This is a genomic window from Thermomonas fusca, assembly GCF_005862345.1.
Classification (GTDB): Bacteria; Pseudomonadota; Gammaproteobacteria; order Xanthomonadales; family Xanthomonadaceae; genus Thermomonas; species Thermomonas fusca.
This window is the reverse complement of record NZ_SROY01000002.1, coordinates 426,588-441,714: the sequence shown is the minus strand read 5'-3', so window position 1 is coordinate 441,714 and position 15,127 is coordinate 426,588. Positions and strand designations below refer to the sequence as shown.

Annotated in this window: 12 protein-coding genes and 2 tRNA genes; 6 read left to right on the top strand and 8 right to left on the bottom strand. The window is 68.0% G+C overall.

The genetic code is table 11. From position 1 onward, the window contains the following. The 7 genes from rimP to E5S66_RS06240 all read right to left on the bottom strand — a co-directional run bounded on the left by rimP (window position 1) and on the right by E5S66_RS06240 (window position 7,026). Complete coding sequence (gene rimP / locus E5S66_RS06270; RefSeq protein WP_138348419.1) at window positions 1-630, bottom strand: ribosome maturation factor RimP; 630 nt, start codon at window positions 628-630, stop codon at window positions 1-3. Window positions 631-778: 148 nt separating this feature from the next. Beyond that, window positions 779-855, bottom strand: a tRNA-Met gene (locus tag E5S66_RS06265). 116 nt (window positions 856-971) lie between these two features. Then, a complete protein-coding gene (crcB, locus tag E5S66_RS06260; protein ID WP_138348418.1) occupies window positions 972-1,382 on the bottom strand; it encodes a fluoride efflux transporter CrcB in 411 nt (136 codons plus the stop codon). A gap of 40 nt (window positions 1,383-1,422) precedes the next feature. Further along, window positions 1,423-2,781: a replication-associated recombination protein A gene (locus tag E5S66_RS06255; protein WP_138348417.1), complete on the bottom strand. Its 1,359-nt coding sequence runs from the start codon at window positions 2,779-2,781 to the stop codon at window positions 1,423-1,425. Between the two features lie 29 nt (window positions 2,782-2,810). Continuing rightward, window positions 2,811-3,428, bottom strand: a complete 618-nt coding sequence (gene lolA / locus E5S66_RS06250; protein ID WP_138348416.1) for an outer membrane lipoprotein periplasmic chaperone LolA — start codon at window positions 3,426-3,428, stop codon at window positions 2,811-2,813. 109 nt (window positions 3,429-3,537) lie between these two features. Next, window positions 3,538-5,910 carry a DNA translocase FtsK gene (locus E5S66_RS06245; protein WP_138348415.1) on the bottom strand — a complete coding sequence of 791 codons (2,373 nt, stop codon included), beginning with the start codon at window positions 5,908-5,910 and terminating at the stop codon, window positions 3,538-3,540. 45 nt (window positions 5,911-5,955) lie between these two features. Further along, complete coding sequence (locus E5S66_RS06240; protein ID WP_138348414.1) at window positions 5,956-7,026, bottom strand: alanine dehydrogenase; 1,071 nt, start codon at window positions 7,024-7,026, stop codon at window positions 5,956-5,958. Between the two features lie 152 nt (window positions 7,027-7,178). On the opposite strand from E5S66_RS06240, the gene trxB reads away from it, so the two are divergent. The 6 genes from trxB to E5S66_RS06210 all read left to right on the top strand — a co-directional run bounded on the left by trxB (window position 7,179) and on the right by E5S66_RS06210 (window position 14,727). Next, window positions 7,179-8,129, top strand: a complete 951-nt coding sequence (trxB, locus tag E5S66_RS06235) for a thioredoxin-disulfide reductase (protein WP_138348413.1) — start codon at window positions 7,179-7,181, stop codon at window positions 8,127-8,129. 107 nt (window positions 8,130-8,236) lie between these two features. Next, window positions 8,237-9,385, top strand: coding sequence for a GNAT family N-acetyltransferase (locus E5S66_RS06230; protein WP_138348412.1), 1,149 nt, complete (start codon window positions 8,237-8,239; stop codon window positions 9,383-9,385). After that, the gene (gene aat / locus E5S66_RS06225) at window positions 9,382-10,122 is read left to right on the top strand and encodes a leucyl/phenylalanyl-tRNA--protein transferase (RefSeq protein ID WP_138348411.1); all 741 of its coding nucleotides are present in this window, start codon (window positions 9,382-9,384) and stop codon (window positions 10,120-10,122) included. The genes E5S66_RS06230 and aat overlap by 4 nt, the downstream gene beginning before the upstream one ends. Before the next feature lie 110 nt (window positions 10,123-10,232). Continuing rightward, window positions 10,233-10,451: a translation initiation factor IF-1 gene (gene infA, locus E5S66_RS06220; protein ID WP_028839405.1), complete on the top strand. Its 219-nt coding sequence runs from the start codon at window positions 10,233-10,235 to the stop codon at window positions 10,449-10,451. Between the two features lie 143 nt (window positions 10,452-10,594). Continuing rightward, on the top strand, window positions 10,595-11,527 hold the full coding sequence (locus E5S66_RS06215; RefSeq protein ID WP_138348410.1) for a PLP-dependent cysteine synthase family protein: 933 nt from the start codon (window positions 10,595-10,597) through the stop codon (window positions 11,525-11,527). A 104-nt stretch (window positions 11,528-11,631) separates the two neighbouring features. Next, window positions 11,632-14,727 (top strand): EAL domain-containing protein, encoded by a 3,096-nt coding sequence (locus tag E5S66_RS06210; protein ID WP_138348409.1) that lies wholly within the window; start codon window positions 11,632-11,634, stop codon window positions 14,725-14,727. A gap of 90 nt (window positions 14,728-14,817) precedes the next feature. Here the strand turns inward: E5S66_RS06210 and E5S66_RS06205 are convergent. After that, window positions 14,818-14,893 (bottom strand) — tRNA-Ala (locus E5S66_RS06205). Window positions 14,894-15,127 lie beyond the last annotated feature (234 nt).

The following is a 15,127-nucleotide window of genomic DNA, read 5'->3' as shown; positions in this document are numbered from 1 at the left end:
TTACTCCGCATCAGGCGACCCGCTGGCCGCCGCCTTGTTGGTTGGATTCTTCTTCGCCGCGGGCTTGCCCGCCGCGCCTTGATTCTTGCCCTGCTTCTGCTTGCCCGGCCGCGCGTCGCGCCCGGACTTGTCCTGCGCCGGCGCCAGGCCCAGCGCCACCCAGTCGGGAACCAGCCGTGCCTTCTCGATGTTGACCGCGGCCGTCGCGAATTCCGCGCCGTCCACGTCGAACACCACGGTGTCGCCGTCCACGCGCAGGATCGCGCCCTGCAGGCGGCGACGGCCGTCCTGCGGCAGCTTCAGGGTGACCTTGGCGCTCTCGCCCACGTAGCGGGCGAACTGCGCCGCACCGAACAGCGGGCGGTCGATCCCCGGCGAAGACACCTCCAGGGTGTAGTTGCCGCTGATCGGGTCTTCGACGTCGAGCTGCGCTGACACCTCGCGGCTGACCGCTTCGCATTCCTCGATGCCGACGCTGCGGGCCTCGGCTTGCGCCTGCGGCACGTCGATATACAGGCGCACCGTGGCGCCGCCCGGCGCGGGCAGGTATTCGATGCCAAGCAACTCCAGCCCCATCGATGCGACGGTGGGCGAAAGCAGCGCGGCGATGTCGTCGGCCTTGTCTGTCACGTCTTTCCTGTCGGAAATCTGAAATGCGGAACCAACACCCGGAAACGAAAAAAGGGCCCTCTGGGCCCTTTTCCGATGACGCTGGATTGCGAAAGCTTGGAGAGACTTTCGCGGCCCGAGCCTAGTGTCGAAACGCAACACTGAAACTTGGTAGCGGGGGCAGGATTTGAACCTGCGACCTTCGGGTTATGAGCCCGACGAGCTGCCAGACTGCTCCACCCCGCAGCAGAGTGGCGCATTGTAGGGAAGCCGGCGCATTCGCGCAAGCACTTTCATCAAAGTCATTTCATGAAGTCATCGCTTGCCGTGCCTGCGCGCCGGCAGGCACCGCGGCGATGCCGTCACGCCAACGGAAACGGCGGACGGATGCCTGCCGCCAACCGCGTCCCCAGCCAGACCAGCAGCAGCCCCGCCGCCAGCGTCGTACCGAGGTAGACCAGCGCCATGCCCGCGCGCGGCGAGCGCGCCAGCAGCAGGCATTCCAGCATCAGCGCGGAATAGGTGGTCAGGCCGCCAAGCAGGCCGACGATCAGGAAGGCGCGCCAGTACAGCGCCTGCGGGCCGCGCCCCTCCAGCCAGACTGCCAGGAAGCCGATCGCGAACGAGCCGATCAGGTTGGCAGCCAGCGTCCCCCACGGGAAACCCTCGCCCAGCCGACGCAACAGCGCGCCACCCAGCCAGAAGCGCCCGGCCGCGCCCACCGCGCCGCCGCACATCACCAGCGCCAGCTGCTGCCACCAGATCGTCGCCATCTTCGCTCCCCGCCAGCCCATGTTTCGCGGCGCAGTATGCCTAGCCGCCGGGCTCGCCGCGCGCGCGGGCGCGCGCCTCGCGCAGGGCATCGAGTTTTTCCTTGAGCCTGATCTCCAGCCCGCGCGCCACCGGGTGGTAATAGATGCGTTCGCCCATGCCGTCGGGGAAGGCGGTCTGGTCAAGGGCGATGCCGCCTTCCACGTCGTGGTCGTACTGATAGCCCTTGCCGTGGCCCAGCGATTTCATCAGCCGGGTCGGGGCGTTGCGCAGATGCACCGGCACCGGCTGCGTGCCCTGCGCGGCGATGTCGGCGCGCGCCGCGTTCAGTGCCATGTAGCTGGCATTGGACTTGGCGGTGCTGGCCAGGTAGATGGCCAGATTGGACAGCGCGATGTCGCCCTCCGGCGCACCGATGCGGTCGTAGGCGTTCCACACGTTGATCGCCATTTCCAGCGCGCGCGGATCGGCCAGCCCGATGTCCTCCACCGCCATGATGGTGAGCCGGCGCAGCAGGTAGGACGGATCGCAGCCGCCATCGAGCATGCGCGCCAGCCAGTAGATCGCCCCGTCCGGATTGGAGCTGCGCACCGACTTGTGCAGCGCGGAGATCTGGTCGTAGAACTGGTCGCCGCCCTTGTCGAAGCGGCGGGTACGGTCGGCCAGCACCTGGTGCAGGGTCGCTTCCGTGATGGTGCCGCCCTCGCCTTCCGCGATATCCGCGGCGATCTCCAGCAGAGTCAGCGCGCGGCGCACGTCACCGTCGGCAGCCGCGGCGATTTCACCCAGCGCCGCATCGTCGATGCGCAGGCCACGCCCGCCCAAACCGCGCTCGTCGTCATCCAACGCCTGCCGCAGCGCACGCGCGATGTCCGGCGCCGACACCGCTTCCAGTACGTGCACGCGGCAGCGCGACAGCAGCGCGGAGTTCAGTTCAAACGAGGGATTCTCGGTGGTGGCACCGACGAACAGGATGGTGCCGCGCTCGATATGCGGCAGGAACGCGTCCTGCTGCACCTTATTGAAACGATGCACCTCGTCCACGAACAGCAGGGTGCGGCGGCCGGCGTCGAAGCGCGCCTGTGCCTGCGCCAGCACCTCGCGTACCTGCGGCAGGCCCGACAGCACCGCTGAGATGGCAACGAACTCGGCATCGGCATGCAGCGCCAGCAGCAGCGCCAGCGTGGTCTTGCCGCAACCCGGCGGCCCCCACAGGATCATCGAATGCATGCGCCCGGCCTGGATGGCGCGGCGCAGCGCGGAACCGGGCGCCAGCAGGCGCTGCTGGCCGACCATGTCGTCCAGCGTGCGCGGGCGCATGCGCTCGGCGAGCGGGCGCAGCGCCCCGTTCTGGGCGGCCAGCAGGTCGGGAATGGGATCAGGCGGGCGCGGACGCGACATGGGCGGATTCTACCCGCCGCGCTGCAGGCTCAATTGCCGATCACGTCCACGCCCTTGCCCGGCGCATAGGCAAAGGTGCCCTTGGCGAAGGCCGGGTTGCGCTTCCAGCCGGAAAACGCGATCACGGTGCGCTGGCCCAGCGCATCCACGTATTCCAGCCGCGCCAGCTTGCTGCCGGCAAAGCCCAGGCGCGCGGTCTTGAAGCTGGCGTCGGTCGAGCGCGGCGCCACTTCCAGCCAGGCAACGCCATCGCGACTGCCGCCGTCCTTGACCGCGAAATCGCGCTCCAGCCGCGCCGGTTCCAGCAGGATCGCCAGCGGGCTGTTGGCCTCTTCCGGGCCCTGCGGGCGGCGGGTGGCCTGGTTCAGGTCGGGGTCGACCACCCACACGGTCTTGCCGTCGGCCACCACCAGCTGCGCATAGGGCTTGGTGTACTCCCAGCGAAACAGGCGCGGCGCGGCCACCGCCACGCGGCCGCTCGAAGCTTCCTTCTGCTTGCCGCGCACGTCGAACACCTGCTGGCTGAACTGCCCGTCCAGCCCCTTCAGGCCCTTGGTGAAGACGGCCAGATCCTCGCGCGCAGCGGCGACGGCGAAGTTGCTGGCCAGCAGCAGTGCGGCAGACAACACGGTGGGGACGATGCGCATCGGAAATTCTCCTGACGTGGATGCGGTGCAGTGTCCCGCAGGGAAGCTGAATGCGCCGCGATGACCGGCGCCAGATCAAACCCGCGACTGACCGCGCGTTGCCGCGGATTCAGGCCCGCGGCGGCGGCGGCGCCAGCACCGTGCGATCGCCGTTGTGCTCGGGCGTGCTGACGATGCCGGCCGCTTCCATCGCCTCGACCAGCCGCGCGGCACGGTTGTAGCCGATCTTCAGCCGGCGCTGAACGCCGGAAATCGAGGCGCGGCGGGTTTCGGTGACGATCTGCACGGCCTGGTCATACAGCGGGTCGGCTTCCGGGTCGTCGCTCGCCGCCGCCTCCGGCAGGCCGTTTGCGCCCACGCTGCTGCCGTCGTACAGGGTCTGCGCCTCTTCCAGCACGCCTTCGATGTAGTCCGGGCCGCCGACCTGCTTGAGGTGTTGGACCACGCGATGCACTTCCTCGTCGGACACGAACGCGCCGTGCACGCGCTCCGGCATCGCGGTGCCCGGCGGCAGGTAGAGCATGTCGCCATGGCCAAGAAGGGTTTCCGCGCCGCTCTGGTCGAGGATGGTGCGCGAGTCGATCTTGCTCGACACCTGGAACGCGACGCGGGTGGGGATGTTGGCCTTGATCAGGCCGGTGATGACGTCCACCGACGGCCTCTGCGTGGCCAGGATCAGGTGGATGCCGGCGGCGCGCGCCTTCTGCGCCAGCCGCGCGATGAGTTCTTCGACCTTCTTGCCGACGATCATCATCATGTCGGCGAATTCGTCGATGAAGACGACGATGAAGGGCAGCGGTTCCAGCGTCGGCGGCGCCTCGTCCATGCCCGGGGTGGGCTTGAACAGCGGGTCCAGCAGCGGCTGGCCGGCGTCGGCGGCATCCTTGACCTTCTTGTTGAAGCCGGCGAGGTTGCGCACGCCCACCGCGCTCATCAGCTTGTAGCGGCGCTCCATCTCCGCCACGCACCAGCGCAGGCCGTTGGCGGCCTCCTTCATGTCGGTGACCACCGGCGCCAGCAGGTGCGGGATGCCCTGGTAGACCGACAGCTCCAGCATCTTCGGGTCGATCATCAGCATCCGCACGTCCTTGGCGGAGGCCTTGTACAGCAGCGACAGCACCATCGCGTTGACCGCGACCGATTTGCCGGAACCCGTCGTGCCGGCCACCAGCAGATGCGGCATGCGCGCCAGGTCCGCGACGATCGGCTTGCCGGCGATGTCCTTGCCCAGCGCCAGCGTCAGCGGGCTGGCGGCCTTGTCGTATTCCTTCGACCGCAGCAGCTCGCTGAGGTAGATCATCTCGCGATGGGTGTTCGGCGTTTCCAGACCGATCACCGATTTGCCGGGAATCACGTCGACCACGCGCACCGATTTCACCGACAGGCCGCGGGCGATGTCCTTGTCCAGCGAGGAAATCTGGCTGACCTTCACCCCCGGCGCCGGCTGCACCTCGAAGCGGGTGATCACCGGACCCGGATAGGCGCCGACCACCTCGGCATCGATGCGGAAGTCCTTGAGCTTGAATTCGATTTGCCGCGACAGCGTTTCCAGCGTCTGCGCGTCGTAGCCCTTGGGCTGCGGCTTGGGGTCGTCCAGCAGCGCCAGCGGCGGGATGCCGGAACCGTCGTCGGCGTGGAACAGCGGGATCTGCTGTTCGCGCTTGGCGCGTTCGCTTTTTTCCACGGCGGGCGCGGCCGGCGGCTCGATCTTGACCTTTTCGCGGCGCAGGCGGATTTCGCTGTCGGCCTTGCGCGCCACCCCGCGCTCCTCGCGCAGCGCGCGCGCCTCGTTCCACTCACTGGCCTGCTTCACCCCCTGCCGCGCACCGCGATCCAGCAGCCCCGGCAAGGCCAGCACCCAAGCGCCGATGCGGTCCATCACCGCCAACCAGGACAGCCCGGTGGCCAGGGTCACCGAGATCAGGAACAGGCTGATCAGGAACAGGTTGGAACCCAGCGGGCCGAAGCCGCGCTGCAGCGACCGCCCGGTCAGCTCGCCGAGGATGCCGCCGCTGCCGGCGGAAAAATCGTTGCCGCCGCCGACCCGCAGGTACAGCAGCCCGCAGGCCGCGACCAGGAAACCGACGATGCCGACCAGCCGCAGCGCCGGCCCCAGGTCGGCTTCGCCATCGCCGTCCGTATCCATACCGAACAGCGCGATCCAGGCGATCGCGCCCAGCACCAACGGCAGCAGGAAGGCAACGTAGCCGCACAGGAACAGCAGGAAGCTGGCGATCCATGCGCCGGCCACGCCTCCGACATTGTGGATGGGCGCCAGCAGGCTGGAATCGCGATCCCAGCCCGGGTCGGCAGGCGAAAAGGTGAACAGGCAAGCCAGCAGGTACAGCAGCAGCGGCGCGATCACGATCAGGGCGAGATCGCGCCACAGGCGCTGCCGGCGCGGGCTTTCCGCCGCGCGCGCACCGCCTGTTTTGGCCGCCGTTTTCCGACTGCCACCGACCTCGGATACCGCTTTCGCCACCTGCGATCAGACCTCAGGAAATCCCCATAGGCCTTTGATAATACGTCAAAGGTCCATGCCACGCAGTGCCGGATGCACGATCTTCCCGGCATCCACGTTGATGCCCTTGGCCAGCGCCGGATCGCTGCGCCAGCCGACATCGCTGGCCAGCCGGTTGACCCACGGCAGGATCGCGGCGCAGATCGCCTGCGAGGAAGTCTGCGGCACCGCGCCCGGCATGTTGGTCACGCAGAAGTGGGTCACCCCGCCTTCCACGTAGGTCGGGTCTTTCCACGTGGTCGGGCGCGAGGTTTCGAAACAGCCGCCCTGGTCGATGGCGATATCCACCACCACGCTGCCCGCCTCCATGCCGGCCAGCATCTCGCGGGTCATCACATGCGGTGCGCGGGCGCCGGTGACCAGCACCGCCCCCACCACCAGGTCGGCGGCGGCAACCTCGCGCGCCACCACGTCGTGGTAGGGATACAGCGCAGTGACGTTGTGGCCCAGCCGCATCATGTCGTCCATGCGGTCGTGGCGCATCTCGAACACGGTGACGTTGGCGCCTTCCGCGGCGGCCAGAGCGGCGGCGGTGCCGCCGGCCTTGCCGGCGCCGAACACCACCACCCGGCCGCGCTCGGTGGCCGGCAGCCCGCCCAGCAGCTTGCCCTTGCCGCCCAGCGGCTGGTGCAGCAGGTGGGTGCCCACCTGCACCGCCAGCTTGCCGGCGATCACCGACATCGGCGCCAGCAGCGGCAGGTCGCCGTTGGGCAGCTCCACCGTTTCGAAGGCGACGCCGGTCAGGCCGATCTCCAGCAGGCGGCGGGTCAAGGCGGGTTCGGCGGCCAGGTGCAGGTAGCAGAACAGCAGATGGTCCTTGCGCAGCAGCGCGAGGTCGCCGTCGATTGGCTCCTTGACCTTCACGATCAGCTCGCCCTTCTCGTACAGCGCGGCGGCGTCGGCGGCGATGTTGACGCCGAGGCGGGCGTACTGCTCGTCGGAGAAGCCGCTGCTGGTGCCGGCGTCGGCCTCCAGCCAGACCTCGTGGCCGCGCTTGACCAGGTCGCCGGCGGCGGCGGGCACGAGCGCGACGCGCCCTTCGAGGGTCTTGGTTTCCCTGGGGACACCGATGCGCATGCTTCGCTCCTGGGCGGATGGTCGTGGATGGTCGCGGATGGACGACAGCGTTGCGGCGTTCGTGGCTTGTATCGGGGCGCTGCCGCCGCCAAGCTAGTGACGAACGACGCCCTGCGCGACTCCAGCCGATTATAGGGAAACCGCTTCAAGCCATGACCACGACCAAGCACACCCGCCTCCTGATCCTCGGTTCCGGCCCCGCCGGCTGGACCGCTGCCGTCTACGCCGCCCGCGCCAACCTCAAGCCGGTGGTGATCACCGGACTGCAGATGGGCGGCCAGCTGATGACCACCACCGAAGTGGACAACTGGCCGGGCGACGCTCACGGCCTGATGGGGCCGGACCTGATGACGCGCCTGCAGGCGCACGCCGAGCGCTTCGACACGGAAACCGTGTTCGACCATATCCACACCGCCGATCTTTCCAAACGGCCGTTCCGGCTGGTGGGCGATTCCGGCGAGTACACCTGCGACGCGCTCATCATCGCCACCGGCGCCACCGCCAAATACCTCGGCATTCCGTCCGAGGAAACATTCAAGGGCCGCGGCGTGTCCGCCTGCGCCACCTGCGACGGCTTCTTCTACAAGGACCAGGATGTGGCGGTGATCGGCGGCGGCAATACCGCGGTCGAAGAGGCACTGTACCTGTCCAACATCGCCCGCAAGGTCTACCTGGTGCACCGCCGCGACACCCTGCGCGCGGAAAAGATCATGCAGGACAAGCTGTTCGCCAAGGTCGCCGCCGGCAAGATCGAAACCGTTTGGCACCACACCGTGGACGAGGTGCTGGGCAACGACGCCGGCGTCACCGGCATGCGCCTGAAATCGGTGCAGGACGGCAGCAGCCGCGACATCGACGTGCAGGGTTTCTTCGTCGCCATCGGCCACAGCCCCAACACCTCGCTGTTCGAAGGCCAGCTGGAGATGAAGAACGGCTACCTGAAGATCCACACCGGGCTGGACGGCAACGCCACCCAGACCAGCGTGCCGGGCGTGTTCGCCGCCGGCGACGTGGCCGATCAGGTCTATCGCCAGGCCATCACCTCGGCCGGCTTCGGCTGCATGGCCGCGCTCGACGCCGAGAAGTTCCTCGACGACGAGTGATCGCCCTTGCGGATTGCCCTGCCGGCAATCCGCGCGACTGCGGGCGACCGGCCATGGATGGCCTGGCCGAACCGAGCCATGGATGGGAGCCGCGCTGGTCTTCGCCAATGCCTGCAATCCGCCTCCACCGCACCATGTCCGAGCTCCCAGCCGCTGCCTGGGACGCGCTGCACGACGGCCGCAACCCCTTCGTCGCGCATGACTTCCTGTGCGGGCTGGAAGCCACCGGCTGCCTGCGCCCGGACTGGGGCTGGTCGCCCTGCCACGTGGGCCTGTGGGAGAGCGAGACGTTGGTCGCCGCGGCACCCGGCTACCTGAAGACCAACTCGCACGGCGAATTCGTGTTCGATCAGGCCTGGGCACAGGCCTATGCGCAGCATGGATTGCACTACTACCCGAAGTGGCTGGGCGCGGTGCCCTACTCACCCGTGACCGGCCCGCGGCTGCTGGCCCGAGACGAGGCGGCGAAGCGCCGGCTGCTCGATGCGATTGCCGGCTTCATCGGGCGGAACGGCCTGTCTTCGGCGCACGTCAACTTCCACGATGACGCCGACGAGGCGGCGTTCGACGGCCACCCGCAGGACGACGGCTGGCTGCTGCGCGAGGACATCCAGTACCACTGGCGCAACGACGCCGGCTGGGCCACGTTCGAGCACTGCCTCGACGCCATGGACCGCAAGCACCGCAAGAACATCCGCCAGGAACGCCGCAAGGTGCGCGAGGCCGGGATTTCCTTCCGCATCGTCCATGGCGAAGAAGCTGCGGACGACGATCTTGCCGCGATGCACCGCTTCTACCTGCAGACCTTCTCCGACTACGGCAATTCGCCGGCGCTGACGCTGGAATTCCTGCGCCATCTCGCGCGAACGATGCCCCGCCAGCTGGTCATCGTGCTGGCCGAACGCGGCGGCGCGGCGATCGCCGGTGCGCTCTGCCTGCGTGGCGGCAACACCCTGTACGGACGCTACTGGGGCGCCGCGGAACAGCACCCCGGCCTGCATTTCGAAACCTGCTACTACCAGGGCATCGACTACTGCCTGCGCGAAGGCCTGACCCGCTTCGAACCAGGCGCGCAGGGCCGCCACAAGATCGCCCGCGGCTTCCTGCCAACCCTGGTGCGCAGCCGCCACTGCATCGTCGATCCGCGCTTTGCCCGCGCCCTGGATGAGTGGTGCGCGCAAGAACGCCATGAGGTGCGGCAGCACCTGCAGCAATTGCAGGCACATTCGCCGTTCCGCGACGGTGCACCGGCATGAGCCTGCAGCTGTTCGAACTGGACGCGGACCCGGCCTCGCCATTTCCCCCGGTCGAGCTGGCGCTGTCCGACCCCGATGGACTGCTCGCCTTCGGCGGCGACCTGTCGCCCACGCGCTTCCTCAATGCCTACCGCAGCGGCATCTTCCCGTGGTTCTCCGAGGGCGAGCCGATCCTGTGGTGGAGCCCGTCGCAGCGGGCGGTGTTCCGAAGCGACGGCGTGCACCTGCCTTCGCGCCTGTGCCGGCGGCTGCGCAACAGCGGCTGGACGGTGCGCGCCGACAGCGTCTTCACGCAGGTCGTCGCCGGCTGCGCGGCGCCGCGCGCGGGACAAGGCGGCGGCACATGGATCACCGCCGACATGCAGGCGGCCTACCTCGCCCTGCACCGACTCGGCCTCGCCCACAGCATCGAAGTGTTCGATGCCGAAGACCGGCTGGTCGGCGGACTGTTCGGGCTGTCGTTCGGGCACATGTTCTGCGGCGACAGCATGTATTCGGGGGAATCCGGCGCCTCCTCGCTGGCGCTGGCGGCGCTGGCGCGGCGGCTGCGCGATTGGGGCTGGCCGCTGCTGGATGCGCAGGTGCCCAATCCGCACACCCGCCGGCTGGGCGTGGAAATCTGGCCGCGCGCGGACTATCTGGCCGCCCTTGCCCGCCTGCGTGACCTTCCCGCCACGCCGGGAAATTGGCAGGAACGCTTCGGCCAATGGCCGGCTTCTGCGCTTGCCTCCGCCTGAACGATTAACGGGTTTTTTGCAAGACCCGGCCCGACGTGGCAGAATGTCGGACTTTCGGGCCCCGTATTCATGGCGCCCTCCCCAGATACAGGACACGCTCCGGCAGACACATGGCGAAAGACGACGTCATCGAATTCGAAGGCACGATCTCCGAAACCCTTCCGAACACCATGTTCCGGGTGAAGCTGGAGAACGGCCACGAGATCATCGCCCACATCTCCGGCCGCATGCGCAAGAACTACATCCGCATCCTGACCGGCGACCGGGTCAAGGTCGAAATGACCCCCTACGACCTGACCAAGGGTCGGATCACCTACCGCCACCGCTGAACCACGCCGGTTCGGCCCTGACGGCCATCTCCGCAGACGCCCCGCAAGGGGCGTTTCGCGTTCCTGCGCACCGTTGACCTGCATCATGGGGCGGCGACCGGCGCCGGCGCAGACTGCAGGCCACCCCGCAGCGGAGCAAGCCCGTGTCCACCCGCCATCCCGGCATTGCCAGCAGCATCCTCGGCGCCATCGGCGACACCCCGCTGCTGGATATCGACGGCGTGCTCGCCAAGTGCGAATTCCTGAATCCGTCCGGCTCGATCAAGGCGCGCATCGCCCGCTACATCGTCGAACGCGCCGAACAGGAAGGCCTGCTCAAGCCCGGCGACACCATCGTGGAGGCTACCAGCGGCAATACCGGCAACGCCTTCTCGATGGTGGCCGCGGTCAAGGGCTACCGGATGCTGGTGGTGATGCCGGAAGGCCTGTCCAGCGAGCGGGTGGCGATTTCCCGCGCGTTCGGCGCCGAAGTGCTGTTCTGCGGCAACTTCCACGTCAATGCCGCGCTGGAACGTGCGCGCGAACTCGGCCAGCAGCCCGGCTACTTCTTCCCCGGCCAGTTCGAGAACGAATGGAACGTGGACGAGAACCGCAGCTGGCTGGGCCAGGAAATCCTTGCCCAGCTGGGCGGGCGGGTGCCGGATGCGTTCGTGCACGGGGTCGGCACCGGCGGCACGTTGATCGGCGTCGGCCAGGCGCTGCGCGCGGTGAATCCGAACGTGCGCCTGTTTGCGATGGAACCTTCGGAATCGCGCACCATCCTTTGCGGCGAGGTGGCGCTGCACAAGATCGAGGGCATCTCCGACGGCTTCATTCCGGCCATCTATGCCCGTCATCGTGAGCTGGTGGATGCCACCATCAGCATCTCCAGCGAGGATGCGGTGGCGCAGATGTACGCGCTGGCACGCGAGCGCGGCCTGCTGTGCGGCCCCAGTTCCGGCGCTCATGTGCTGGCGGCACGCCGCCTCATGGCGCAGTACCCGGAACTGAAGACGGTGGTCACCATCCTCGACGACGAGGGTGAGAAATATCTGCACGATTTCCACATGCAAACCGCTCCCGGCAACGGCGCATAAGCGATCCCGCAAGGCAACGCGCACCGGCCGGCCCGAAACGGGCCCGGCTTGATAGCGCACGGCCGGTTGCCAGCTCACGGCACGTCTAGTATGAAGACCCGGTCATGGTGGCTTGCTCCACCCCGGCTGGCCAACGCTTCATTCCCTCGACGAGACCCTACGTGCTGCACAACCGGCCGCGCACATCGCTGATCCAACGGCTGTCCCTGAGCATCTGGGGATTGTTTCTCGCCCTACTGCTGCTGCTGTCCGCGCTGGGGTACCTGGCGATGCGGATGACGGCCGACAGGCTGGTGCCGATGGTTGCCCGGCACGCGGTGGAGCTGCGCGCCAATGCCAGCGAGGGCTTGTTCCTGCAGGCCGAGCAGAGCGTGCAGCGGCTGCAGGGGGAACTGCTGCTGCGGCTCACGCAGGCCGACCGCGATGCCACCCTGGCGCGCTTCGATGCGCTGTTCGCGCGCAGCGCCGACGGCCTGTGGCGGCTGCGCCCGGAGCTGGTGGATGTGCAGCGCGCGCCCACCCTGTACCTGCACCAGCCGCCGCAGGGGCTGGGCGATTCCGCACGCCTGCGCGCCGTGGTCGCCTACGACCTGTTGCGCGAGCAGGGTCCGGCGCTGGCGCCGCCATTCTTCTCGGTCTACATGGACTTCGTCGAAGACGGGCTGATGGTCTACGCCCGCGGGGTGGATTGGGGCAGCGGCGCCGATGCCGCCGCCACCAATACCGGCTATCCCACCATGCAAGGCTCGGAGCCGCGCCGCAACCCGCAGCGCAAGGTGTTCTGGACGCCGGTCTACTTCGACAAACAAGCCGCCACCTGGATGGTCTCGGTGATCAAGCCGTTGGATTGGCAGGGCCGGTGGGTGGGCACGCTGGGACACGACGTCTCGGTGCAGACCCTGATCGACCGGACAACTGCCAGCCACGCTGAGGAAGGCACCCAGCTGATCCTGAGCACCGAAGGCGAGCTGATCGCACACCCGCAGCTGGGCCGGCGCATCGCCGCCGCCGATGGCCAGCTGAAGATCGCCAGCCTGGACGACCCGGTGCTGGAGCAGGTGCAGCGGATGGTCGCCACCGCCGCGACCGACAGCGGCGCCGGGCGCACCCCCGACGGCAGTCAATGGGTGGCGTGGTCGAAGATCCACGGTCCGGGCTGGTTCCAGGTCTATCTGTTGCCGCAGTCGCGGGTGGACCAGCTGCTGATCTGGGGCATGGCCGCGCTGTTCTGCATCGGCATTGCCGGCCTGCTGCCGGCGATGTGGATGCTGCGGCGGCGCGTGCGCCGGTTGTTCGCAATCCCGCTGAAGCGGCTGGCGGTGGCGGTCGACGAACTGGGCCAGGGCCGCGATCCGCAGCCCATCGCCATGGGCAGCCGCGACGAACTCGGCCGGCTGGCCGATGCCTTCGACGACATGGTGGAGGAGTTGATCCAGCAGCGCGCAATGCAGTTCGCGCACGCACAGGCGCTGCAGACCGAGATCGACGAACGCCGCCAGTTCATGACCAGGCTGGAGGAAGAGCGCGCGCGCCTGCTGGCGTTGCTGGGCGCGATGAACCTGGGCATCGTGTTCGTCGGCAACGGCAACCACATCACCTATTGCAACGCGGCGTTCCTGTCGATGTGGGAGCTGCCCGAGGGCACCACGGTGGTGGGCCGCAGCACCCGGGAAACGCTGGAAATCGCCAAGCGGCTGATGGCGGCCCCGCAGGAAGTGCTGCCGCAGCTGGAGGAGTCGCTGACCCACCAGGAGCGGCCCCGACAGCTGGAAATCCGTCTGTTCGACGACCGGGTGATCCTGCACAACGCCTACCCTGTGCACGACGGCCATGACCATTTCATCGGCCACCTGTGGGTGCAGGAAGACGTGACCCGCGAGCGCCAGACCGAGGCGCAGCTGACCCGCTTGGCCGAACACGACGCGCTGACCAATCTCTACAACCGCCACCGTTTCGGCGACGAGCTGACGCGGTTCTTCCACGATGCAGAGCGCATCCCGGCCCAGGCTGCGCTGCTGTTCTTCGACGTGGACGAGTTCAAGTACGTCAACGATACCTTCGGCCATCGCGCCGGCGATGCGGTGCTGAACCGGGTGGCGATCGAACTGCGCACGCTCGTCCGCGAGGGCGACATCCTGTTCCGCCTCGGCGGCGACGAGTTCGCCGTGCTGATGCCGCATGCCAGCCAGGACGATGCCGAGCACCTGGCCGAGCGGGTCGTGCGGCGCATCTCGCAGACGCCGATGGCGATGCAGGACCAGACCGTGCGCATGACCGCCAGCCTGGGCATCGCGCACTACCCCACCCATGCCGGCAACGCCGAAGAGCTGGTCGCGCACGCGGATGCCGCCATGTATCAGGCCAAGCACACCGGCAAGAACCGCTGGAAGGTGTACCGCGTCGACCGCGATACCTCGCGCGAGATGGCGGGGCGGCTGGCGTGGAACGACCGCATCGCGCGGGCGCTGGAGAATGGCCACCTGCAGCTGCACTTCCAGGGCGTCTATCGCGCCGGCAATGGCCACCTCGCCCATCTGGAAGCGCTGATCCGGATGGAGGACGAAACCGCGCCGGGCCAGCTGATCCTGCCCGGGCAATTCATCGACCAGGCCGAGAAGAGCGGCAAGATCCTGGAAATAGACCGCTGGGTGGTCAACGAGGCCATCCGCCTGCTGGCCGCCCATCCGCACCTGCCGGCAATGGCCATCAACATCTCCGGCCGCTCCTTCGATGATCCCGACCTGCCCGCCTACATCAGCGCCCAGCTGCAGCGGCAGCACGTCTCGCCCAAGCGGCTGCTGGTGGAGCTGACCGAGACTTCGGCGGTGTCCGACATGGGCGATGCCGCGCGCTTCATCGCCGCGCTGCGCCGCACCGGCTGCCCGATCTGCCTGGACGATTTCGGCACCGGGTTCGCGTCGTTCGCCTACCTCAAGCACCTGCAGGCCGACATCCTCAAGATCGACGGCATGTTCATCCGCGACCTGCCGCTGGAACGCGACAACCAGGTATTCGTGCGCGCCATCATCGAGGTTGCACACGGCATGGGGAAGCAAGCCGTTGCCGAGTTCGTGGAAGACGGCAAGACCCTGCTGATGCTGCGCGAAATGGGCGTGGACATGGTCCAGGGCTACCACCTCGACCGCCCCAAGGCCGACCACCCGGCGCTGCACGCGGGCGCGTCGGTTCTGCGGCCCTGAGCGAACCCGCCGGTCTCCCGCCCAGGCCGCTCGAAGCATCGCGGGGCCGAAAACCAAAAACCCCAGCCGCGGACGGCTGGGGTTTGGATTTGGTGGAGCCAGGGAGGATCGAACTCCCGACCTCGTCATTGCGAACGACGCGCTCTCCCAGCTGAGCTATGGCCCCATAAGGGAATGGCGATTATACGGATGCCGCGACGCGCTGCCAACTCCCCGCGCGCAGGACCACCTTGCTTGACGAGCCGCCGCTGGCATGGCTCAAGATTGCGCCTGCTGCGGCGACGGCGGTGAACAAGGGCGGGCCCCGGGAAGGCCTTGCCCGGGTCATCTTGGCCCGCGGGGACGTCATCAAGAGCCGGTGATGTTCTCAACACTTAACCCCGATGCGCACCGAACCACG

Bases quoted from the DNA above. Each gene is read 5' to 3' on its own strand.
- lolA (WP_138348416.1), bottom strand. From the start codon at position 3,428: ATGCGCATCGTCCCCACCGTGTTGTCTGCCGCACTGCTGCTGGCCAGC.
- E5S66_RS06210 (WP_138348409.1), top strand. From the start codon at position 11,632: ATGGTGGCTTGCTCCACCCCGGCTGGCCAACGCTTCATTCCCTCGACG.
- E5S66_RS06230 (WP_138348412.1), top strand. From the start codon at position 8,237: ATGCCTGCAATCCGCCTCCACCGCACCATGTCCGAGCTCCCAGCCGCT.
- trxB (WP_138348413.1), top strand. From the start codon at position 7,179: ATGACCACGACCAAGCACACCCGCCTCCTGATCCTCGGTTCCGGCCCC.
- crcB (WP_138348418.1), bottom strand. From the start codon at position 1,382: ATGGCGACGATCTGGTGGCAGCAGCTGGCGCTGGTGATGTGCGGCGGC.
- infA (WP_028839405.1), top strand. From the start codon at position 10,233: ATGGCGAAAGACGACGTCATCGAATTCGAAGGCACGATCTCCGAAACC.
- aat (WP_138348411.1), top strand. From the start codon at position 9,382: ATGAGCCTGCAGCTGTTCGAACTGGACGCGGACCCGGCCTCGCCATTT.
- E5S66_RS06255 (WP_138348417.1), bottom strand. From the start codon at position 2,781: ATGTCGCGTCCGCGCCCGCCTGATCCCATTCCCGACCTGCTGGCCGCC.
- E5S66_RS06240 (WP_138348414.1), bottom strand. From the start codon at position 7,026: ATGCGCATCGGTGTCCCCAGGGAAACCAAGACCCTCGAAGGGCGCGTC.